Origin of the sequence: Capnocytophaga gingivalis (genome assembly GCF_002302415.1) — a bacterium.
Taxonomy (GTDB): domain Bacteria; phylum Bacteroidota; class Bacteroidia; order Flavobacteriales; family Flavobacteriaceae; genus Capnocytophaga; species Capnocytophaga gingivalis.
In genome coordinates this window covers 1,846,417-1,867,112 of sequence record NZ_CP022386.1, presented here as the reverse complement: position 1 = coordinate 1,867,112, position 20,696 = coordinate 1,846,417, and the positions used below count along the sequence as shown (strand labels likewise).

The following is a 20,696-nucleotide window of genomic DNA, read 5'->3' as shown; positions in this document are numbered from 1 at the left end:
CAAAATATGAATTTTCTAAAAACCGTCTTGGCAGTCATCGTGGGCTTTTTCATCACCTTAAGTATTGCCTTATTCGCACTTATAGGAATTGCTTCCACTTTTGCTCCCAAGGAAGAGACTTTTGTCGTGGAGGACAATGCTATTTTAGAGCTCAACTTCACCGAGCCTGTATATGAGTATGGTGCACCTATGCGAGTGAAGGACTTCGACTATGAGATCGCTCAGGAGAATACCCTACAGGCAATACTCAGAGCTATCAAGCATGCTCAGGAAGATCCCCATATCAAAGGAATTGTATTGGGATCCACTGAAGGGGTGGAAGGGAAAACACACTTAGCAGATATTCGCCATGCGGTGGAGGATTTCAAAAAATCTGGAAAATTCGTATATGCCTTCAGCGAAGGAGCATCCCAGTATGACTACTATTTGCAAAGTGTTGCCGACTCAGTTTTTGTGGGTACCTTAGGCAGTGTAGAGGTACAAGGGCTCAGTGCTGAAGTACTCTATTACAAGGATTTACAAGAAAAATCAGGAGTACACATGGAGGTCTTCCGTCATGGCAAGTACAAGAGTGCTGTAGAACCCTTCTTGGAGAATACCATGAGTGATGCCAATAGAGAGCAGATCACCAGCTATCTCCGTTCGCTCTGGAATAGCTATGCCGAGGCAGTTAGCTCCAGTCGTGGTCTTTCCCTGAGCGAACTTGATCAAGTGGCCGATAGTCTGTGGGGGCGCACTCCTGAACTGGCGCTCCAGCACCACTTAGTGGACAGAATTGCCTTCCGTGACCAATTCGAAGAGAGTGTTCGAAAAGCATCCAAATGCAAAGAAGTCAATGACTTACAATGGGTGCCTATTGAGAAATATACAGAAAAGGTAACCCTTGACCGCAAGAAAAATTTATACAAGGAGATCAAGAACGACAAAATCGCCGTGATCTTCTGTGATGGAGAGATCATTGATGGGCAGTCTACTGCTGGAAAGGTAGGGCACGAGACCATTATCAAAGCCCTGCGTGATGCACGCGAGGACAAGCGGGTCAAGGCTATTGTCCTAAGAGTAAACTCCCCTGGTGGAAGTGGTTTGGCATCCGAACTCATCCACAGGGAAATAGCTCTTACCCAAAAGAAAAAACCTGTATACGCCTCTATGGGCAATGTAGCCGCTTCTGGAGGGTACTATATTAGCTGCAATGCTACACGTATCTTTGCTGATCGGCAGACACTCACCGGATCCATAGGAGTCTTTGGAGTGGTGCCGAACTTGAGCGAACTCAGCCAGCGTTGGGGAATACACAGCCAGCAGGTAAGCACCCACCCTTATGCACTTTCCTATAGCCTTTTTGAGAAAACTCCAGAAAAAACACGCCAAGTAATCACTGAAGGAATTGAGGCTTTCTATAAAAAATTCGTCCAACGTGTGGCGGATGGTCGTCATATGTCGTGGGAAGAGGTAGATGCTCTTGCTCAAGGACGTGTATGGACAGGACAAGAAGCCTTAGAAAAAGGCTTAGTAGATGAGATAGGTTCGCTAAGAGAGACCATCGCTTACGCTGCTAAGGAGCAGAAACTCAGTGAAGGAAAGTACCTACCTGTGGCTTACCCTATTATAGAAGTGAATTTTATGGATTATATGAAACAGAGATTCCGTGCCTCTTCGCAAGCAGAGCTTAAAATGCTACTACAGGAAGAAATAGGAAAAGAGCTATACGAACAGCTCCAAGACACCAAGCAAGCACTTCCTACCTCAGGAGCATTCCTGCAAGCCAAGATGCCCTATCAGGTAAGAATCCGATAAAAAGTTATGAAGTATAGAGACTACTTGCCCATGACTTCCTTATAGAACTGAGGATAACTCTTGCAAGTGGTCTCTATATTTTCCTCACAGAGGAAGGGTTTTCCAAGGGAAGTAATATAGGAGATAGCCTCCTCAGGCAAAGTCCCTCTGAGGGTAGTAACCCCATCGGAATAGCGACTGGCCAGCTTGATAAGATTCATACTATTGGGTTCTTTGAGCTCTGGCGCTTGATCGGGAGTAATCTCGTCAAAGGCAATTTTTTCAAGAATTCCTTCATCGAGAGAGCCTATAAAAGGTTCACGCAAAAAGCAAGTGATAACTTTGGTATGTTGGAAGATGGGTTCTTCCTTACAGTAGGTCTGTAAGTATAGTGGCAGTAGTGCCCCAAGCCAACCCTGTATATGGATCAGATCAGGCGACCAGTTGAGCTTCTTGACCGTCTCTACTATGCCCTTGGCAAAAAAGATACAGCGCTCATCGTTGTCCGCGTATAACTCACCATCCTTATCGAAGGACTCTTCGAGCTTGAAGTACTCATCGTTATCTATGAAATACACCTGCATGCGCTCTTTCTGAATAGAAGCAACCTTGACAATCAAGGGCATATCTATATCATTGATAACCAAGTTCATCCCTGAGAGACGAATCACCTCATGTAGTTGATGTCTTCTCTCATTGATATCCCCATAGCGGGGTGTGAATATACGCAATTGCCCTCCTGTAGTATTGAGAGCTCTTGCCAAATCAAAAGCAAGTTTGGATACTTCCGTTTCTGCCTGATAGGGCAGTACCTCGGAGGAGACATAAAGTATCTTTTTACTTTTCATAGTATTCTTATTTTAGATAATAAAACTATTCAAGGGCAAAGTTACAAAAAAAAGTTGAATTATTTTTTATTTTGTTGTTTTTATATCTATAATTATTAAATAAATGGAAATTTTTAACAAAACATTAGAATTAGAGCGCTTTTTAGCTCCTTTTCACCAAGAAAAAAAGACCATAGGCTTAGTTCCTACCATGGGGGCTCTGCACCAAGGGCATCTCTCCCTGATGAAGAAAGCTTTAGAAGAGAATGAGGTAGTAGTAGTGAGTGTCTTTGTAAACCCTACCCAGTTCAACAATGCAGAGGACTTAGAGAAGTATCCACGCAATCTGGAGCGAGATGCTGCCACTATAGCAACCCTATCCGATAAGATCATTCTTTTTGCCCCTGAGGTCTCTCAGATGTATGAAGGCACTCCTACTTCAGAGAGCTATGACTTTCATGGATTGGACAAGGTCATGGAAGGAAGCTCCCGCCCAGGTCACTTCGATGGGGTGGCTACCATCGTAGAAAAACTCTTCCGCTTGGTGCGCCCTACCCGCGCTTATTTTGGCGAAAAGGACTATCAACAGATTCTGATCATCAGAAGTATGGTCGCCCAGCGCAAGCTTAATCTCACCCTTGTCCCCTGCCCTATCGTACGTGAGACCTCTGGGTTGGCGATGAGCTCTCGCAATGAGCGCCTCTCCCCTCAGGGAAAGGCACAGGCGGCTTTTATCTACCAAGTACTTACTGAGGCTAAGGAGCGCTTTGCTTCCCACTCCGTGGAGGAGGTTACGGCTTTTGTCAAAGAACAGTTCGCTGAGAAAGCGGAGTTCGAACTGGAGTATTTTATCATTGCTGATGAGCGTACCCTACAGCCCGCCACTGAGAAGGAAGCTGGTGTAGCTTATCGTGCCTTTATCGTCGCCTATATCGAGGGCGTACGCCTGATTGACAACTTAGCCTTCTAACTATGCAACAGATTACCAGTACTCAAAACTCCCTGATCAAATACCTATACTCCCTCTCTGAGAAATCCAAGCTCAGAAGGGAGCATCAGGAGTTTCTCTTTGAGGGAAAGCGAGAGCTCTCCTTGGCCATCGCTGCCGGTTACCATATCAAGCAATTATTCTTTTGCCCTGCTATCCTTCCGGCAGAGGAGGTAGAACGCTCCTTTGCAGGCTATCCCCTGACTGAGATATCACTCCCTGTCTATCAAAAGCTCTCCTATCGCTCTTCTACCGAGGGAATTTTGGCGCTTGCCCAGGGGAAAGATCTTTCCCTCTCAGCTCTGTCTTTTAACAAAGAAAATCCACTCTTACTCATCGCTGAGGCGCCTGAAAAACCCGGCAATATAGGGGCGCTACTTCGCACCGCGGATGCCGCTGGGGTCGATGCGGTATGTATCGCCAATCCCAAGACAGATATGTACAACCCCAATGTGATTCGCTCCAGTGTAGGCACCCTCTTTACAGTCCCTATAGCTACAGCAAGTACCGAAGAGTTGCTACATTTTTTAGCACAAGAGCATTTTACCCTCTATTGTGCTGCCCTCTCAGCCTCTGTCCCTTATGACAGTGTTTCCTACAAAGGACGCACTGCTATCGCAGTAGGTACTGAGGATGTAGGTCTCTCTCCCCAGTGGCTTGAGGCTTCTTCTCAAAATATCATTATTCCTATGCGAGGCAAAATAGATTCCATGAATGTATCGGTAAGCGCCGCTGTACTGATCTTCGAGGCTGTACGGCAGAGACATAGTGAAGAATGAAGTTGCTCTCTGAGCAGAGAACTCCACCTAATTTTACCAAAACTTTATCACTCCTAAAAGAAACCATTATACATTTTTTTGCGTACCTTTGCCCAAAGGTATAACTATGTTACTGATTTATACAGAAAAAAAGAGTCCTCGCCTGATGTATATCTGCGAACATATCTTTGTCAATATGCTGGGACTCTCCATAGAGATCACTACCGATCTAGAGACTTTTGTCAAATCTGACGAAAGTAAGCTCTCTTATGCCAAATCACCTATTGGGAATGAGTTCTTTATCAAAAACTTTGGGCTCCTTTTCCAAAAGGGAGTGCAGCCTATAGAACTCTTGGTGGATCACTGGGAGGGCATTCCCTATTTTTTTGCTACTAAAAAAGGAAATCTTCCTTTTGACATCCTCTCTGCGGCTTTTTTTCTACTGACTCGATATGAGGAATACCTACACCATGAAGCACATCCGTCCACTCCTTTTGCTGCCACAGATAGTGTAGGATATGAGTATCATTTCTTAGAGCTTCCTATCGTGGATATATGGGTCGAGAAGTTCCGCAATGCCTTGGTGGAGAAGTACCCTAACCTAACCTTTGCTCCCCGTGAGGCCTCGACAGTTTCCGTTATCGAAGTGGCTAAGGCTTTCAAATACAAACACAAGGGTATCCTACGCACGCTATTGAGGGGGCTGACTTACTTTTTCACCCTACAATGGACACAACTGGGAGAACTCCTTCGCGTGGTGATGGGCAGGAGTAAAGATCCCTTTGATTTCTATGAAGCACTGATTGACTTCTTTCAAGAGAGAAAACTACACCCGACTTTCTTTTTTCTATTAGGAGATTATAATTATTACGATCAGGGAATTTCGTATAACAATTTGAGATACAAGTACTTAATAAAACATATTGCTGATTATGCCATTGTTTCCGTCTTAGGATCCTATGATGCCACTTCTCGGGAGGAGATATTGCTTAAAGAGCGTGAACGTATGAGCAATATCATCAACCGCCCTGTAAGGCGCTTTCGTGCCAATAACAACCTATTGCCCCTGCCAGAGCTCTACCAACACTTGGCCGCTACAGAGTTCAAGGAGGATTATACCATGGGGTACCTCTCTCATATAGGCTTTCGAGCAGGGACTTGTACGCCCTATATCTTCTACGATATCCGCCTGGAAGTACAGATTCCTATTGTGGTACATTCCTTCGCACTGCATTGGCAACATATTGACAAACAATGCACTAAAGAGACCCTCTACTTGATAGAAACGATAAAGCAACAAGTAGCTGACCTCAAGGGGGATTTTATCTCCATTTTTTCCCCAGAATACCTCAGCAAAGCCCCTAACCGCTTCTCTTTGTATAAGAAAGTAGTTAATTAGGTAATGAGTAAAGTCAGCAAGAACTCACGCCCCTGCTCACTGCCCCTTCATCTTAGGGCGGAAAGAGCGTTTTTTGTCAAAACCTTTGCTGTCTATTTTTAGCTCATTGGGTAGTTCGGGCGATTGCTCGGCTTGGGTTTTGAGGTCGGAAAGGTACTGCACGATGTGTTGCCATACAAAATCGGGATCAATATAGATACCGAGTTCCTGCAAATTCACATAGTGCGTAGCCCTATTATTACCTCTGTGGTCTTTGTTGTAAATGAGCAACAACGGACTTTTCAACACCAGCCATGGCGGTTGGTCTTCCAGCTGAAAGATATTCTGCTCGCGCGGGGCTTCCATCTGTTCAAGCAGGGTATCACAAGTAGCCGATAAGTAGGAGGTTATCCTTATCTCTTTCCCATCATTCATCAGTGCATAGCGGTTGCCATACCACAAATCAAATAGATTGTAATGCCAATCATCGGGGTCTTCAAAATCCCAATGAGTGTATATTTTGGAGCGTGTGGCAAAGAGGTGCACAAGGGTATTGCCCACATAGAGTGCCGAGTGCAAAGCCTCATCATCTGCAGCATTCTCCAAGATAATCCAGCTCCTTTGCGGACTGCCAATACCTACCCCCGTAGGCAAGCGGCGGTCATAGACGAGGTTTTCGTCTATGCCGTACTCAGCGACTTTATAGTCGTAGTAATCTTTGAATTTAGAGATGATTTTCATTTTGTAAATCTATGTATGGGCTAATAGACAGAAACTACAAGAAATTCCCTCGTATTACTTACTCTATAACGTTGTCTATCTCCCAGTGTTTTTCTTTCAAACAACTGATAGCAAAACAGGCTCCAACAGCATTCCATACCGAAAAGTCTAAGGTAGCTTTTAGTCCCATAGAGGTGAACATTGCCAAGCCAAAACGATCGGCTACTGCTGAAAGCATAGCGGTACTTACTGCCAATCTCAAAAAAAGTTTGATGTATTTTGTCGCCATTAAAGAAGTAATTATTGATTTTAAGTATCTAGTTCAGGGTAATCCCAAGCGTTATAGGTATCGCTAAGATTGTCATTCTCCTGACCTTTACAGCACAGCCATTCCAAGCCAGCACGGCGTTCCATTACTACCTCTTCATCTATCCCTGCTGGGTCGGAGCCATTGACACGAGCATTCACCGCAGCCCAATGGTACCGATAGTGCAAGTCTAAGGCTTGTAATATTTCTTCTAAGGGGCGCAAGGTAGTGTTTGCCATAAAATCATCGAGCCCTTTAAAACGCCTCATAGTACCCATTACCAAGTCGCAATCACAAATCTCACTAGGTAATGATAGTTCCTCTACGATACCCAAAGCCCACAGCAAAGCCCATACAGCCTCATATTTCCAAACGGCATTTATAGCTCCTGCCTCACTTATAGTACCTGCAATCACTTGTTGTTCCATAGGGGTTAGCAACTCAAGGGCATGGTATTTAGCTGAAAGAAAATCTTGCGTCATATACACTCTATCCTCTTCCGTATACTTGTTCTTAGTGATGGATAAGGCGCACATTATAGAACTAAAAGAACAGGCCACTCGCTCAATGACTTCCTTTTTATCACGAGGGGTTACTTCCTCTGTTTCATAACGCAAAGGCAAATGTTCTATATAAGGTACCCCTTGCGAGACAAGTATCGTAATACTTCTGTTTTTGCGCTCTTGCGCAGTAATATATTTATTCATAGAATATCATTTTTATAAATACTTTATTATGAAAGCTCTAATATTTTTCTAATCCTTTCAATATGTATAGGGTGAAACTCCTCTTGACTAATAACTACTTTACTTATATTCTCCTTCAAATACAACAACCCTTTATCTGTGATTTGTAGATCTTTATATAAACCAGAAGTGTCATATCGCCCTTGATGAGTTATTAAGTCTTCTTTGGTCATTATCTCTATTAGAGGGACTACTTCATTAATAATTCCTAATAACGTTGTAAAAAGATGATGAAAATAATAAGAGGATACTATTTTCCCCTCTTTTTTGAGCATACTTAAAATAATAAGCACACAAAGTTCGTCATAAGGAGTCCTTTTCATTTTATTCCTGAAAATTGTTTTCATCTACAAAGCAATAAACATTTTTAGGCAATTGTCATATATGCTCCCATAAAAAAGCTTTATACTTCTATTTTTTAGATCTAGAACTATATTCATCTATTACTTTTATCTGCTTGCGATAGAAAAAAGTTTTTAATAAATGGTAGTTGTCAATACTCAGTTTTATGTGCAATATCCGCTCTATCTTCGAGGTATAGACCTGCATACGAGGATGTATTCTCGTAGACTTTCCTTGCTTTTTGGCAAAAAAGTGAATGTGATGAATACTATTTAAGGGAATAGTATCGGTAAGTGCTTCTTTGTAAAAAATATAAAGCGATTCATTTCGTATTTCTAAAGCGTAGAAAGTACCCCGATAATTCGTTATAAAATCATAAACAGATGCCACTATAAAGCCTACTAAAAGAGTTATTCCTATATATACCATAAAAGGTCTATCTCCTCCATTCTGTTGTCCTATAAAATATTGAATTGTACTCCAAAACAACCACACCAAAAAAGTCCAGAAGAAGATAAGCAGCAAAACCTGAATAATTCTATCATTCACTGCTTTGACTTTAATAAGAGAAGGCAATTCCGCCTTTGTATATTGATTGTAGCTGATACGCCGATCAAGTACCCATAAATAAGCAAATAAGTACAATAATATAAAAAAGACTAATGGAGAGGATAATTAAATTATCTCTCCTATAAAGTCATCACCAAAAACTGACAAAGGCTTTTGTAATAAAGCATATGATAGATAGAAAATCACCGCTACAATTATAATTATACGTGTTATTTTCAGGAGTTTTTTGGCGAAAATCCATTGATTTTTAGGATCTTTCTTTCTTATAAAACTCATTGTATAAATGTTTTTTATACTTGTGAGAGGCTTTTATTATTGCCTTAATACTTATAATTTACTTTCCCTAAAGCAATAGGCTGAGGATTCTGTACGACCCAAGCTGTCGCCAATTCGCATAGGCGTTGGGTGCCAGTGCCGTCGTCTTCCAAGATATGCTTTTGAATATCGGCTACTTCGGCAAGTTCACTCTCCGAGAGGGAGTTGCCTTGTTGCAGGTAACCGCTAATAGCATTCAACATCTTACGGTATTCCCTATCCCAGTTGCCCATAGCATTGCGCAGAAGTTCATCATTCATTTTACCTGCTATACGCACTACCTCGCCTTGCATTGTGGAGGCACCGCCACTGCTAGGTACCAAGAGTTCCCACGCCTGCTCATAGCGTTTTTCCCACGTATCGCCAGTGAGTACAATAGGCGATTTGCCATCATGTTGTATACGGCGAGGTACAGGAGGCACATCAAAGAGCTTGTATAGTTCTTGGAGGGCAGCATCGGTTTCCTCCAAATACTCTGGGTTGAAATTGTTGCGGTGAAACTCAAAATCCTCGCCTACACGAGTAACTTGTTCTTTGGCAAATTTATTAGGCTTCAATCCTGCTTTGAGGTATACCTCAGCGGCTTTGGCAGCTTTTACAAGATAACCATTGCTTAATCTGGCAAGCATACGCTCCATTACATTATGCCCCATATTGTCTTTTGCTTTTATATCAGCACCTTTTTGAATGAATAACTGGGCTACTTCGGCATTATACTCAGCAAAGTGTAAAGGAGTATTCTTATATTTATCTTGCGCCTCAATATCAGCTCCTTTTTCTAACAAAAGGGTTACTCTTTCTATATCATTTACTTGAGCATGATAATGTAGAGGGGTACGGTCATACTCATCTTTTACATTAATGTCTGCTCCTTGTGCAATGAGCCAATCCATCAGCTCCAAGGGAACATCGTAAAACGATAAGGCGGGTTTGTTAAAGGAACGACGGTCGTAAGCGTTTAATTCACATTCGTTGAACACCGCTTTAAGTGCGTCTAAATCTTTGGCTTCTATCAGTTCGTAGAAGTTGGCGGGGAGGGTTTTCTTTTTCTTGGCCACTTTCTTAATTGTTAATGGTTAATTGTCAATGGTTAATAATTGCAGGGACAAAGATAAGGATTATTTGTTAATTAGCAAGTCAGCAAAAAATGAATAATTACTAAAAATAAACAGATTATCAATAAAAAAAACCTCTCTTGCCAAAAATCTTTCTTACTACCCATCGTACCCCTATATATAGGGCTGTAATGGGCGAGAATATCCATGCGAGAATAGTGCGAATATGTATTTTCTCGTCCATCTTATCAAAAAAGCGACTAAACAATATACCCATGAAAAGCAGCGGAAGCAACAAAACATATAGCATATCCTTTATGTGGGAGGAGAGTTTCTTTTTCATACAGAAGTGAATATTTTGATGACAAAAATAATATGAGATTAGAAAATTAGCAAATTTGTGAATTAGAAAATGAGTAAACTTGTTGTGAGAGGTTGCTGTATGACTTATAAAAAAGCTGCTAAGCGCGATGCTTAGCAGCTTTTTTAGTATCATTTATTGATAAATTGGCTCATTGCCAAATTGATTACTTGTCCATTCGCACGATACGTGGCTGGAAAGTACCAATGATATCTACCAAATCAGTTTGGGAAGCCATTACGGTTTCTATGTTTTTATACGCCATAGGAGCTTCTTCGGCATTGCCTCCAATGAGGGTAATATCTTTGGCTTTGAGGGCTTTTTTGATATCGGAATTGGTAAAGCGATTCTTGCTTTCATTGCGCGAGAAAGCGCGTCCTGCCCCATGTGAAGCTGAATCGAAACTCTCGGCATTGCCTTTGCCCCGCACTATGTAGCCCGCATCGGTCATTGAGGCAGGGATAATACCCAGTACCCCCTCCCCTGCTGGAGTCGCTCCTTTGCGGTGTACGATCACCTCCTTGCCATCGTGAATTTCTTTCCACGCAAAATTGTGGTGGTTCTCTATGCGTGCTCTCAGGCGGCCGCCCACGGCGCGAATAAGTCGGCGGTGAATATCCTCATGACAGGCAGATGCGTAATCACCTGCGAGGTTCATAGCCGTCCAATACTCTAACCCTAAGTGGGTCGAGAGGTCAAGCCACGCAAACTGTTGGGCTTCCTTCGGGAGCGGACACTGTTCGGCTGCTACACGCACATAATACTGAGCAATTTCAGCACCAAAACCACGCGACCCACTGTGAGAAAGTATACCGAGATATTTTCCTTTGGGTAAGCCTATTTGTGGGTCGTCTGCCAAGAGTTCTACCTCGCCAAATTCCACAAAGTGATTGCCACTGCCCGAAGTACCCATCTGCTTGATTGCTTTATCTTTCAATCGCTTGAGGATAGGAATCAGCGAAAAAGTATCACGCTCGAAAATCTCGTGGTCTACGTGTGATTTGTGGATTTCGTACATACCGAACTTCGTATGTTCCACAAGGGCTTTCTCGTACTTATCACGTGCCCCCGAGAGGTAAGATACAGGGATATCCAAGATACTGAGGCACATACGGCAACCGATGTCCAAGCCTACGCCATAAGGAATGACCGCATTCTCCACCGCCAGTACGCCACCTATGGGTAATCCATAGCCGCTATGGGCATCCGGCATTAGGGCGCCACCTACCGAAATAGGGAGTTTTAGCGCGGTGTAGAGTTGCGTTTTAGCCTCTTCGGTGATGTCATCGCCAAAGATATGATAAGGGGCACGTGTAGCGTTGAGCTGTCGTTTTTCGGTTTTAGTAGATGAAAGCAGCGCTTCGGCTATCTGACCAAAAGTAAGGTGCCCTTCGTACTGCGAAGGATTTTTTAAAATATCTTCGAGTACCGACTTTACATAAGCGGTATTCTTAGTAGCGTAATTGCGCTTCATCACTTCCAACGCTACATTGATAGATTGATTATTCGGGAAGCCTAACTTCAGTAGATCTTTCCCTTTGAGTTTTAAATTTGCCATAATTTGCTAATTAGATAGATAAGGAAGCACGATTTGCTGCATATCATTCAAAAAGACTTCTCTATTCTCTTTAAACTTTTGTTTTCGTTTAAAAATATCGACGATAGAACCAGAAAACTCATACCAAATATCGCCATTGCCTTTGATATCACCTATACGCTGGGTATTATCATCAGGATAGAAAGAGATAGGCTCCTTATAAGGGGCTTTTTTGATATTTGCCGTGAAATAGATTTCATCAGCACTGCCATAAGCGCCTTTTTGAATAGAAATCATTTGTAGGCTTTGTTCCACTACTCGGTAAAAATGTAGTGCTTTTTTCTTAAATCCTAAGGGTTTTAGTATTTGATAGAGTTCTTTTACCATCTCATCGAACTCAATTTGTGTAGCTGTTTTTTCTTTCATAAATAATTTTTATTTTCTACTATTTTATTTATCTTTGCATTCTTAATTAGAAATATTTTATTATGAGTATAAATATCACTTTTCAGGCATATATTCCAAAAAATTTAGGAAAAACTCTCTATGAACTTAATACAGATCTTATTGACAAAAGTCTTCTAAATTATGATGACTTTGTAAGAAAACTTAAAAATTTTGACACTAGACCTTATCGTTGGATTGTCGAACCTGGTAATCTAATGAACAGACTTTTCTGCTCAACAGATACTGAGGACTTTCATTCCAGACATACAACATTACATACTTCAAGATTAGGTTTTACTTTAAATATTGATCTTCATAAAATAGGTAAATATAATAGTTCTTACGATGTTTTAAAACATAATACTTGGTGTGATGGAAAAATATCGAATCAACATTCTGCCTTTAGTCATAGAGTAAAGATATACAAAAAATATACAACTTTGGGTAAAGCTGTGGGGTGTATAGAAGAATTTGAAGCCAAACAATCTGAGGAAAAACCTTTATTTTGCTCTTTAAATAATTCTATATCGTCTAATGCTAGAGACTTTAATGTGTCAGAGATAAGAATACTTGCTTCTGCTGGATATCCTTACACTCCTAATTTTATCACCCCTAATATAGATTTTGATATTAGACTAAAATTAGAACGAGTTGGAGATAATTTAAATATTGAATGTTTTGGAAAGCATAATCTATTCCCTTATTATGAACTATTTACTAATCATAAAACACTATATACATTTTCCCCTACTGCTGATGGTCCTGGCATATATAACTTAAATGCTAGCACTACTTTCCATTTCGAAAAAACACTTTTCCTATGAATCTCACAACAAAGCTACTATTCAAGGCACTTATTTTAGAATATGTGCTTGCTTTTATCTCTGTCTTTATAGGAATTATTGTCACGGGAGCAGATAGCTTTAGTGATTTTTCTGCTATTCTCTTCCACTTGGCTATTCCTGTCTTAGTTGGATTTCTCTTTTCTGCTACTATTATCTACTATATAGGTACGTATATTGATTTGAAAAGACCTTCAAAAAGTTTCTGTATGGTAATAGGTATCTTCTTGATGTTCCTTTTATTAACAATATCTGTACTTATAGGGACTTTTACACTCCGCATCTTATTTGAAAATAGCATAGACAATTTTAGCTATCTTAATACACTTCTCATTTTCTATGTTTTTGGAGGCGTACAAACGCTTTTTGTTGGATTATGGCTAGGTGTAAAGCTAAACCAACTTCTTAAATAATTGTTCTTTTCTTTCTCTCCATTTTGGATAATCAAAGGCAAAAGCGTATTGCTCTCCCACTTCTTTCTCTAAAAGTTCTGCCGAGATGAGTACGCGGTTTACAAAGATATACTCACTTACGGCATCTTTGAAATCGGATTCAGGAGGGTAATTGTCATTGAAAATCTCTTGGTAGAGATGGTTGAGTTCCTCTAATTCTTCTTTTAGATACGGATTGATATCCAAATCCGCAATCTCCACATTGCGAGGGGTAGGATTCTTCACATTTTCCTCTATCCAAATAGGGGAACAAAAGAACTCAAATTGGTATTTAAATTCAAACTTTTTCATAAGATTAATTTGTCAATTTACTAATTTACCAATGGGCAACGACTGACTTGAACTTCTTTCTTTTTCTTTTATCGGGGATACCCGTATCGCTGTTCCATCGCTGTACGAATTTCTCAAAAGAATCGTAGGCTATTATATAGGGCGAAGGCGCTGGCAGGGATTTCTTAGGAATGGCAGTACCTATCCGCTCCAAGCGTTCGGCAAAGAGCAACAAGGCTTTATGACTCACCCTACGCACATCACTGAGCACTTCCTTATCACCATCTCCCATCAGCTGAAGGCGCGCCTCCATTAGCGATTCCATCGTTGGCTTTTCAGTACTTTTATATAATAGTTCCACGAAAGTATAATGTCCGTCGCCCTCATAGTTATCAGTCCTCAATAGCCATACCGCACCATACTGACCTCCCGACAAAGGTACGCTCAGCACTTCATAAGGCACAAAAAGGAAATCGGTTACCTTTTGCCAATGTTCGCGTGCAGGCACTGCTGTATTGGCAGTGGCAAGGCGAGAGAGCAGTCGTACTGCTTGCTGTTGTCGTTTTTCATAACTCATCTGAGGGGTATCAGTACCAAACTGCTGTAGCCACTTTTTAGAAACTCCTTTTTGTACCAACTGTTGCAGGGGAGCTACCTCCTCAGGGCGCAACCACCCATACTGCCACAACATATCAAGGCGAAGGGTCAAAAATATTTCCTTCTCCAAAGCAGTGCGCACAGCTTCCTTGCGAAAAGTATCCATAAGGAAGCGTATTTCAGCTTCTGTAGCCCCATAGTGATAAGCATCTTCCACTATAGCTTCCAGTTCATTAGCGAGATCACTTTCAATAATATGAACGCCGTAAATAAGGTTGTTTTTCATTGCGAATTAATTTGTCAATTGATAATGAGACAAGCAGTGCATTATCTTAGCGATGTTATAAGCATCGTCTTTGCCTCGGTGGTGGGTTCCTACAAGGGGTATCTTCAGGTAGTTCAGTGCCTGATGCATTCCCAATCGCTTGGGGTGCTGGGTTACCTCTTGGAAAAGTTCCTTTACATTGATATGCTCACTGCGCATTGGGTAAGGCAGTTTTCTAAGTGCACATTGCTTTTGGAGCATATTCCTATCGTAATTCCCATAACTCGCCCAAGTGTACTGATAGGCTTGGTATTCCTTTTTAAGGATTTGCAAGGCTTCTTCAAAACTTACTCCTTCCCGCGCTACCAGTTCGGGGGTAAGGGTGGTAAGTTGGGTACAAAAAGGACTGATTTTGGAATGTGTAGGCTTTACCAAAATACCTCTGTTATCGCTGATCTCACCTGTAAGGGTATCGAGCAGGCAAATGCCAATTTCTATAATTTCACTGACTTCTCCTTTGGGGGGTATTCCCTCCCAACAAGTCGCTTCTAAGTCTATAATGATGATTTTGTTTGTCATTGTTTTAATTTTTTAATGAAACTCATACTATATCACTTTCAAAAATACGAATACCGTGAATATTTCTTTTTGTGATAGAATGAATGTATTAATTGATAATATCCTTTACATATTTTTTCCATTGCTCTGGGTTATGTACCTTTTGTAGCAATTGTTTTACATAAGGGCGAATTTGTTGTTGAGCTTTCTCGCCTGCTTCTTCTGAAATCTCTTCTTTAGTAGATTGATAATACAACAGTGGCCAGAGAAGTTGTTCTGCAGTTTCATCATAACCGTGCAAACGATGCGTAAAATAACCTTCGGCATCCCCTGCTTCATACAGTTGTATTAAAGTCTTAAAACCTTCATCTATCCCCCACGCACAAAGCAATTTGGCAGCACAAAGCTCAATAAAGACATCTTCGTGAGTAAGCAGTTTCTTAAGACCTTCAATGCGTTCTTGTGAAATATCCTCAGGTTCGAGATCTTCAGGGAAAGTAGTGTAAGTAACTCCTTGGGGAATACTATTTAAAAGTTCTTGTATCTGTTCTTCCATAGTAATGAATATAGTTATTAGTATTTTCTTGAGAAACTTGGAATATCTCCGAGATGCTAGACGCACTCATTGACAAATTGGCAAATTGACTCATCGGCTCATTGTCTCATTGTCCTTAATGAAATAGCTCTTATCTTCTGTGGGGCAATAGTAGAGCCTGAGCTTTTCACCTTCTTCCAAAAGAAAGGTAATCTCACTATTTCCCGCTACTTCTTCGGCAAAAATAGCGCTAATGTGTTTGCCTTTGAGTTGCCAAACCTCAGTAAGGTCATCAAAGCGATAGTCATCATCGTCCTCATCTACTTCATACTCATTCCAACACTCACAAAAAGCAATACCCACATCTAAAAAGAAATGAAAAATAGGCTGTCCTTCCGCTTTTAGATAAACTAAACAGATATTTTCATCATCAGGATTTACACATACTTTGAGTTGCTCTATGGGCAAACCATTGAGCATCGTAAGGTTGAAATGGGTATCTTGGTACATTCTTCCTGTCATAAAGTTTATTTTTTTTTGAGAGATGCTGATATCTCGGAGAAACTCAGAATAACTTGGAGGGTTGCTGAAATTCTTTTCAACTTTGGTAAAGGTCGTAGCACGACGAGCATTGGCTAATCTGTTAATTCTCTAATTTCCTTCTTGCCAGCGGCGCGTTCTTTTTTATAGCTTTTTTCTACATAAGTGCTTTTGAAATCGGTGCCTTTGAAAGTGCGCACAGGGTTGCCGCGTTGCACTTGGGTGTGATTGCTCCAATGGTTCTGAGCTTGCTCGGCAAGTTGCTGAAGCTCCATTTCGGCGAGTTTTTCTTTAAGGCGGGCAAGGGCGAGTTTTTTATTGTCGAGTTGCGAACGCGAGTCCTGTGCCAATACGCTGATACCTGTGGGCAGGTGGGTGGCGCGCACTGCTGTATTTACCTTGTTCACATTCTGTCCGCCATTGCCTTGCGAGCGAGTGGTTTGGAACTGTATATCGCGCTCTGAGAAAGTCTGGCGTTGCAGTTGGTCGAGTTCAAAAACGCCTATATACCAATTGCTGCGCTGGTGGAATTTGCGAAAGGTGCTCTTACCTACCCAGCACACGGTGCCGAGCCAAGTTTTCAAAAATGGTGCTAACTCCTTGCCTTTGAGTTGCAGGGTAACCGATTTTACAGTGAGATTGGCATCGCCTTCCTCACGGCTGAGAATGGTATAGCTGATGCCTGCTTGAGTAGCTTCTTGCAGGAAAGTCTTGAGTACTTTCGCCACTACCCATTGGCATTCTAAAGGACCGCGTCCTGCGGTGATTTGTATGATTTTTTCTTCCATTTTTTCTTTTTGTTTATAATTGCACATACGGCTTGCAATCTAAAAGCATCTCCCCAATTTCCATTGCTGAGGTGTGATACTTAAGGGCTGCAATTTCTTTCAGCGGGGTGCGCTTGTACTTTTCCTTAGGCATATAGCGCTTTTGGTATTGCCTCCACGAATAACTGCGTCCATAGATTTTATGAGTGATAGTTCCCCAATTCTTATGGTTATCTATGATTTTATCAAGCTCGGCGAGTTCGCGCTCTATGGCTACATCTACCGGACGGTAATGCGTAATCATATTAGGCTTTACACGCAGTTCAAAACGCCACGCCTCGGTAAACTCGTAATGGATTTCAAAACGGTCTTTTTGCCGATTGAAACACTCTATTTTTGCAAAATAGGCGCGTTCTTTTTGGGTGAACTTTCCCCTTTCAAGGGCTCTTTCCCATTCCCATTGACTAAAAGTGTACAATTCCTGTTTGCGAGCTATGTAAACGCGTTTGCCACGGCGCTTTTTCTTCTTTTGGAACTTGCGATTATCAGCGTATTGATAGGTGTTGATCTTCTCTAAGAGCGTAGCAAAAAAGTCGGCTTGCTTGCCTTGTCGCACATCTTCCCTCAGTACAAAGAAACGCACATAGCCCTTTTGGTAGGGTTTTTCGAGTGGCACAAGCGGCAGTTCACGGCGTTGTTTAAAGAGTACTTTTTGGCGTTTAATACATTCGCGCAAATACTTCTCGTGGTCTTCTCGAGCAATGCGCTTGCGAGAACGCAAATTGCGGAGGCGAGAGAGGCCTTCGGGGGTAATATATAGATTTCCCATGCTAATCAGTTTTTAGCTGTCAGTGGTCAGTAATCAGACTAACCATTGACAATTAATAATTAAATCGATATTTGCTTGGGATTTTTGTAGAAAGTAGCAACAAAAAGCCCGAAGCTGTCGCTCCGGGCTTTTGTTGTATGATAGAGTAATGCTACATCAAGCTAATACGCCACGAAGCGTTACCTTGTGCAAAGGTAATTCTACGGTAATATGTAACTTGATATATTTCATTTCTTCTGCTATTTTTATTAAGGTTAAACAATTTGTTCTCGAAATCGGGGGCAAAGGTAACGATTAATGTTCAACAATTAATGATTAATAACAAATAATTAACAATTTACAGATAAACATTAATCGTTGAATATTAAAATTAATCCTTATTTTTGCACTCTATGAAAAAGTATTTTTTACCCTTTATTCTTAGCAGCTTTTTATGGCTAACGGCTTGTAATAAGGCCTCTTCCGACAATCAGCTCCCTACTCCTAAAAAGGAAGAAGGACAGCCCACTTCCAAAGAGGCTTTCCTTACAGGAACTTTCCTCCAGCTCTTTGGAAAAGATGACTGGTCCCCTTCCCAATGGGAGCAGTACCTCGCCGAACTCAAGGAGCTAAGAATCCATACCCTCATCGTGCAATATACGGCCTTCAAGAATGCGTATAACGATATTACTTGGTTCGATTCAGCCAATACTTTCACCTCTCAGAAGAGCCGCCTTACCTTGGCACGACTCCTTGAGGCAGCACAAAGACAAGGGATAGAAGTACATATAGGACTCCTCTTTGACAATTCTTATTGGCAGCACCAGACCGATAGGGCTTGGCTGGAGCTTAATGCCCAACGCTGTATTGCCTTAGCCAAAGAACTGCATACCCAGTTTGGTAATCATCCTGCTTTCAAGGGATGGTATATACCTCACGAACCTGAACCCTATGCTTATGGTTCTGACGAAAAAATAGCCCTTTTTAGAGAAGTATTGGTAAATCCTATTGCCGATAGCATCCATCAGTGGGATCGCAAACCTGTTTCTATCGCCGCTTTTTGGAACAGTTCTCTTACCTCTGCTGCTCAGCTCCAGCACTTCATGGCAGAATTGGCTAAGAGCCACCTGCAAATCATCATGTTACAGGATGGCGTAGGAGCCAAGCACGTAACACTTGACCAATTAGGTGCTTATTACCAAAGTGCCCAAAAGGGACTTTTTGAGGAAAACAAAAACTACAAAGGAGCTTTTTGGACTGATCTGGAGACCTTCTATTCTCCTACAGGAGAATACCCTTTTACCCCTGCTTCTTTTGATAGGGTAAGCCAACAGCTTGCTATAGAAACAGCACTGCCGAAGGTAAGTAAGGCTGTCTCCTTCCAATATTATGATGATATGAGTACCCTCAGCCCTCACAAGGCTCAAGCTCAAGCCCTTAGAGAAGCCTACAAAAAATGGCTGAATCAAAAAATAAAATAATGACTATAAGAATTTTATACCTATTCCTACTATTACTTCCTCAGCTCTTACAGGCACAGACCCTCAGGGAGAAACTCTCCTTGGCCGATAAAGAGTACCACAAGGGCAACTACCAGCAGGTAGTAGATCTGCTCAAGGGAGAGGATTTTTTGAAAACCCCCGAGGCACTCTACTGGGTTATACAGGCACGTTTTGCCCTTTTGCAGAAGGATTATAGTGAAAATATTGTCAAGTTCGACTACAACCGCCTGTCCAGCCTACGCACGGATATCGCCACCTACAAGGCTCTTACTGCGAAGAACAAGAAAGCCAGGTCACTCACGGCTGTAGAAGAGGTTTTAGAGCAGTATCCACCTACGGAATTGGACTTTATCGTTCAGAAAATAGAGCATGCCGAAGGGGGACAGATGCAGCAACTCAAGGAGGCTTTCGAGAGCAAGGACTATGATCAGGTGCTACAGCTTGCCGAGGAGTTCCACAAGGATAAGGTCTTGCGCCCTTTTGTAATAGAATACTACCGCCTGATGGCCGCCTATAAGAAAATAAATCTTCGCAAGGCCTCTCGCAGTGAAAAAGAACAACTCTACAACCAGTTCAAGGCTTACAAAGAGGCTTATCATCACAAAAATATCCTCTATGACCAAGCGGTAGAGGCTGCAATAAGAGAACTACGATGATAGTAAGTGATAAGTGACGAAAAACAATAAAAAACTTCCCTTTACCAGAGATAAAGGGAAGTTTTATTAATTTGTTAATTAGCTAAATTAGCTCATTAAAATCCTTGTATCTTTTCAGCACGACCATCCTTGCTTTTAAGAACACGTACAGTGCCTACTGGAGAAGTGTTAGTACCAATCTTAACATAGTCTATCTCTTGAAACCCTTCTATAGCATCTCCTGTAAATGTCCCTGAAATAGCATGTAAATCTCCTGCCTTGTTTATAAAGAAAATAGTAAAATTATCCCCTTCTCCTGAGATAGCAGCTTTCACTCCTTGAGCTGCATAAGTTCCTCCAGAATGGTTGCTATAGTCTACTTTTATGTTAGACCCATTTTTTCCATAAAACTTATAGAAGAATCCATCAAAACGACCTCTTAAAGGATCCTTATCTATTCCAAAACTGCTATGAATAAGCTCTAATGCTCCAGTGGTAAAAGATCCTTCTACTGCAGGAGGATTGGTTCCTCCGTAGATAGTAGCACCACCATCTCTCATTTTTTGGATAAACTCTTGAGAAGCAATTGCCTTCACTTCATTAGAGAAGTTATTACTTCTAACAGCCTGTTGATTTTGACTATTGTTCTGAGTTCCTCCTTGATTTCCGTTGTTGTCATCTGATTTGGAGCAGGATACTACTGCAAATAAAGCACATATCGCTGTGCAAAGCGCATAAATGGTTCTTTTCATTTTTTTATCTTTTAATTGTTATACACGATATTAATTTACTTATTCA

General features: G+C 41.4%; 26 protein-coding genes. 8 read left to right on the top strand and 18 right to left on the bottom strand.

Going from position 1 to position 20,696, the window contains the following annotated elements:
• Positions 1-6: 6 nt before the first annotated feature.
• The gene (gene sppA, locus CGC50_RS08855) at positions 7-1,797 is read left to right on the top strand and encodes a signal peptide peptidase SppA (protein WP_095910540.1); all 1,791 of its coding nucleotides are present in this window, start codon (positions 7-9) and stop codon (positions 1,795-1,797) included.
• Between the two features lie 20 nt (positions 1,798-1,817).
• Here sppA and CGC50_RS08850 read toward each other — a convergent pair whose 3' ends face one another.
• Positions 1,818-2,624 (bottom strand): glycogen/starch synthase, encoded by an 807-nt coding sequence (locus tag CGC50_RS08850; RefSeq protein ID WP_095910539.1) that lies wholly within the window; start codon positions 2,622-2,624, stop codon positions 1,818-1,820.
• Between the two features lie 103 nt (positions 2,625-2,727).
• Between CGC50_RS08850 and panC the strand changes: the two genes are divergently transcribed.
• The 3 genes from panC to CGC50_RS08835 all read left to right on the top strand — a co-directional run bounded on the left by panC (position 2,728) and on the right by CGC50_RS08835 (position 5,748).
• Positions 2,728-3,573 carry a pantoate--beta-alanine ligase gene (gene panC, locus CGC50_RS08845; RefSeq protein ID WP_095910538.1) on the top strand — a complete coding sequence of 282 codons (846 nt, stop codon included), beginning with the start codon at positions 2,728-2,730 and terminating at the stop codon, positions 3,571-3,573.
• A gap of 2 nt (positions 3,574-3,575) precedes the next feature.
• On the top strand, positions 3,576-4,370 hold the full coding sequence (locus tag CGC50_RS08840) for a TrmH family RNA methyltransferase (protein WP_095910537.1): 795 nt from the start codon (positions 3,576-3,578) through the stop codon (positions 4,368-4,370).
• A 106-nt stretch (positions 4,371-4,476) separates the two neighbouring features.
• Positions 4,477-5,748, top strand: a complete 1,272-nt coding sequence (locus CGC50_RS08835) for a polysaccharide deacetylase family protein (protein ID WP_095910536.1) — start codon at positions 4,477-4,479, stop codon at positions 5,746-5,748.
• 36 nt (positions 5,749-5,784) lie between these two features.
• Here CGC50_RS08835 and CGC50_RS08830 read toward each other — a convergent pair whose 3' ends face one another.
• The 9 genes from CGC50_RS08830 to CGC50_RS08795 all read right to left on the bottom strand — a co-directional run bounded on the left by CGC50_RS08830 (position 5,785) and on the right by CGC50_RS08795 (position 12,106).
• A complete protein-coding gene (locus CGC50_RS08830) occupies positions 5,785-6,468 on the bottom strand; it encodes a hypothetical protein (protein WP_095910535.1) in 684 nt (227 codons plus the stop codon).
• A 58-nt stretch (positions 6,469-6,526) separates the two neighbouring features.
• A complete protein-coding gene (locus tag CGC50_RS13685) occupies positions 6,527-6,703 on the bottom strand; it encodes a hypothetical protein (RefSeq protein WP_232781084.1) in 177 nt (58 codons plus the stop codon).
• Positions 6,704-6,756: 53 nt separating this feature from the next.
• Complete coding sequence (locus tag CGC50_RS08825) at positions 6,757-7,461, bottom strand: DUF4272 domain-containing protein (RefSeq protein ID WP_095910534.1); 705 nt, start codon at positions 7,459-7,461, stop codon at positions 6,757-6,759.
• Between the two features lie 26 nt (positions 7,462-7,487).
• The gene (locus tag CGC50_RS08820) at positions 7,488-7,823 is read right to left on the bottom strand and encodes a hypothetical protein (RefSeq protein ID WP_232781083.1); all 336 of its coding nucleotides are present in this window, start codon (positions 7,821-7,823) and stop codon (positions 7,488-7,490) included.
• 88 nt (positions 7,824-7,911) lie between these two features.
• Positions 7,912-8,391, bottom strand: a complete 480-nt coding sequence (locus CGC50_RS08815; RefSeq protein ID WP_157909445.1) for a hypothetical protein — start codon at positions 8,389-8,391, stop codon at positions 7,912-7,914.
• Positions 8,392-8,732: 341 nt separating this feature from the next.
• Complete coding sequence (locus CGC50_RS08810) at positions 8,733-9,785, bottom strand: ankyrin repeat domain-containing protein (RefSeq protein ID WP_095910531.1); 1,053 nt, start codon at positions 9,783-9,785, stop codon at positions 8,733-8,735.
• A 118-nt stretch (positions 9,786-9,903) separates the two neighbouring features.
• The gene (locus CGC50_RS08805; protein WP_095910530.1) at positions 9,904-10,125 is read right to left on the bottom strand and encodes a hypothetical protein; all 222 of its coding nucleotides are present in this window, start codon (positions 10,123-10,125) and stop codon (positions 9,904-9,906) included.
• 184 nt (positions 10,126-10,309) lie between these two features.
• Entirely contained in the window at positions 10,310-11,701 is a 1,392-nt protein-coding gene (locus CGC50_RS08800) for an RtcB family protein (RefSeq protein ID WP_095910529.1), read from the bottom strand.
• A gap of 6 nt (positions 11,702-11,707) precedes the next feature.
• Positions 11,708-12,106, bottom strand: a complete 399-nt coding sequence (locus CGC50_RS08795; protein ID WP_095910528.1) for a DUF4304 domain-containing protein — start codon at positions 12,104-12,106, stop codon at positions 11,708-11,710.
• Between the two features lie 62 nt (positions 12,107-12,168).
• On the opposite strand from CGC50_RS08795, the gene CGC50_RS08790 reads away from it, so the two are divergent.
• On the top strand, positions 12,169-12,951 hold the full coding sequence (locus CGC50_RS08790) for a hypothetical protein (protein WP_095910527.1): 783 nt from the start codon (positions 12,169-12,171) through the stop codon (positions 12,949-12,951).
• On the top strand, positions 12,948-13,382 hold the full coding sequence (locus CGC50_RS08785) for a hypothetical protein (protein WP_095910526.1): 435 nt from the start codon (positions 12,948-12,950) through the stop codon (positions 13,380-13,382). The genes CGC50_RS08790 and CGC50_RS08785 overlap by 4 nt, the downstream gene beginning before the upstream one ends.
• Here the strand turns inward: CGC50_RS08785 and CGC50_RS08780 are convergent.
• The 7 genes from CGC50_RS08780 to CGC50_RS08750 all read right to left on the bottom strand — a co-directional run bounded on the left by CGC50_RS08780 (position 13,362) and on the right by CGC50_RS08750 (position 17,782).
• On the bottom strand, positions 13,362-13,712 hold the full coding sequence (locus CGC50_RS08780; protein ID WP_095910525.1) for a hypothetical protein: 351 nt from the start codon (positions 13,710-13,712) through the stop codon (positions 13,362-13,364). The genes CGC50_RS08785 and CGC50_RS08780 overlap by 21 nt on opposite strands.
• Positions 13,713-13,737: 25 nt before the next feature.
• Complete coding sequence (locus CGC50_RS08775; RefSeq protein WP_095910524.1) at positions 13,738-14,574, bottom strand: hypothetical protein; 837 nt, start codon at positions 14,572-14,574, stop codon at positions 13,738-13,740.
• Between the two features lie 6 nt (positions 14,575-14,580).
• Positions 14,581-15,132 carry a 3'-5' exonuclease gene (locus tag CGC50_RS08770; RefSeq protein WP_095910523.1) on the bottom strand — a complete coding sequence of 184 codons (552 nt, stop codon included), beginning with the start codon at positions 15,130-15,132 and terminating at the stop codon, positions 14,581-14,583.
• Positions 15,133-15,220: 88 nt separating this feature from the next.
• Complete coding sequence (locus tag CGC50_RS08765) at positions 15,221-15,667, bottom strand: hypothetical protein (RefSeq protein ID WP_095910522.1); 447 nt, start codon at positions 15,665-15,667, stop codon at positions 15,221-15,223.
• Between the two features lie 90 nt (positions 15,668-15,757).
• Positions 15,758-16,168, bottom strand: a complete 411-nt coding sequence (locus CGC50_RS08760; RefSeq protein ID WP_095910521.1) for a hypothetical protein — start codon at positions 16,166-16,168, stop codon at positions 15,758-15,760.
• 113 nt (positions 16,169-16,281) lie between these two features.
• Positions 16,282-16,974: a peptide chain release factor H gene (gene prfH / locus CGC50_RS08755; RefSeq protein WP_095911329.1), complete on the bottom strand. Its 693-nt coding sequence runs from the start codon at positions 16,972-16,974 to the stop codon at positions 16,282-16,284.
• A gap of 13 nt (positions 16,975-16,987) precedes the next feature.
• Entirely contained in the window at positions 16,988-17,782 is a 795-nt protein-coding gene (locus tag CGC50_RS08750; RefSeq protein WP_095910520.1) for a hypothetical protein, read from the bottom strand.
• A 392-nt stretch (positions 17,783-18,174) separates the two neighbouring features.
• Between CGC50_RS08750 and CGC50_RS08745 the strand changes: the two genes are divergently transcribed.
• Together CGC50_RS08745 and CGC50_RS08740 are read left to right on the top strand one after the other, a co-directional pair.
• Complete coding sequence (locus CGC50_RS08745; RefSeq protein ID WP_394363699.1) at positions 18,175-19,242, top strand: DUF4434 domain-containing protein; 1,068 nt, start codon at positions 18,175-18,177, stop codon at positions 19,240-19,242.
• A complete protein-coding gene (locus CGC50_RS08740) occupies positions 19,242-19,919 on the top strand; it encodes a hypothetical protein (RefSeq protein WP_157909444.1) in 678 nt (225 codons plus the stop codon). The genes CGC50_RS08745 and CGC50_RS08740 overlap by 1 nt, the downstream gene beginning before the upstream one ends.
• 95 nt (positions 19,920-20,014) lie before the next feature.
• Here CGC50_RS08740 and CGC50_RS08735 read toward each other — a convergent pair whose 3' ends face one another.
• Complete coding sequence (locus CGC50_RS08735) at positions 20,015-20,650, bottom strand: hypothetical protein (RefSeq protein WP_095910517.1); 636 nt, start codon at positions 20,648-20,650, stop codon at positions 20,015-20,017.
• Between the last annotated feature and the right edge of the window lie 46 nt (positions 20,651-20,696).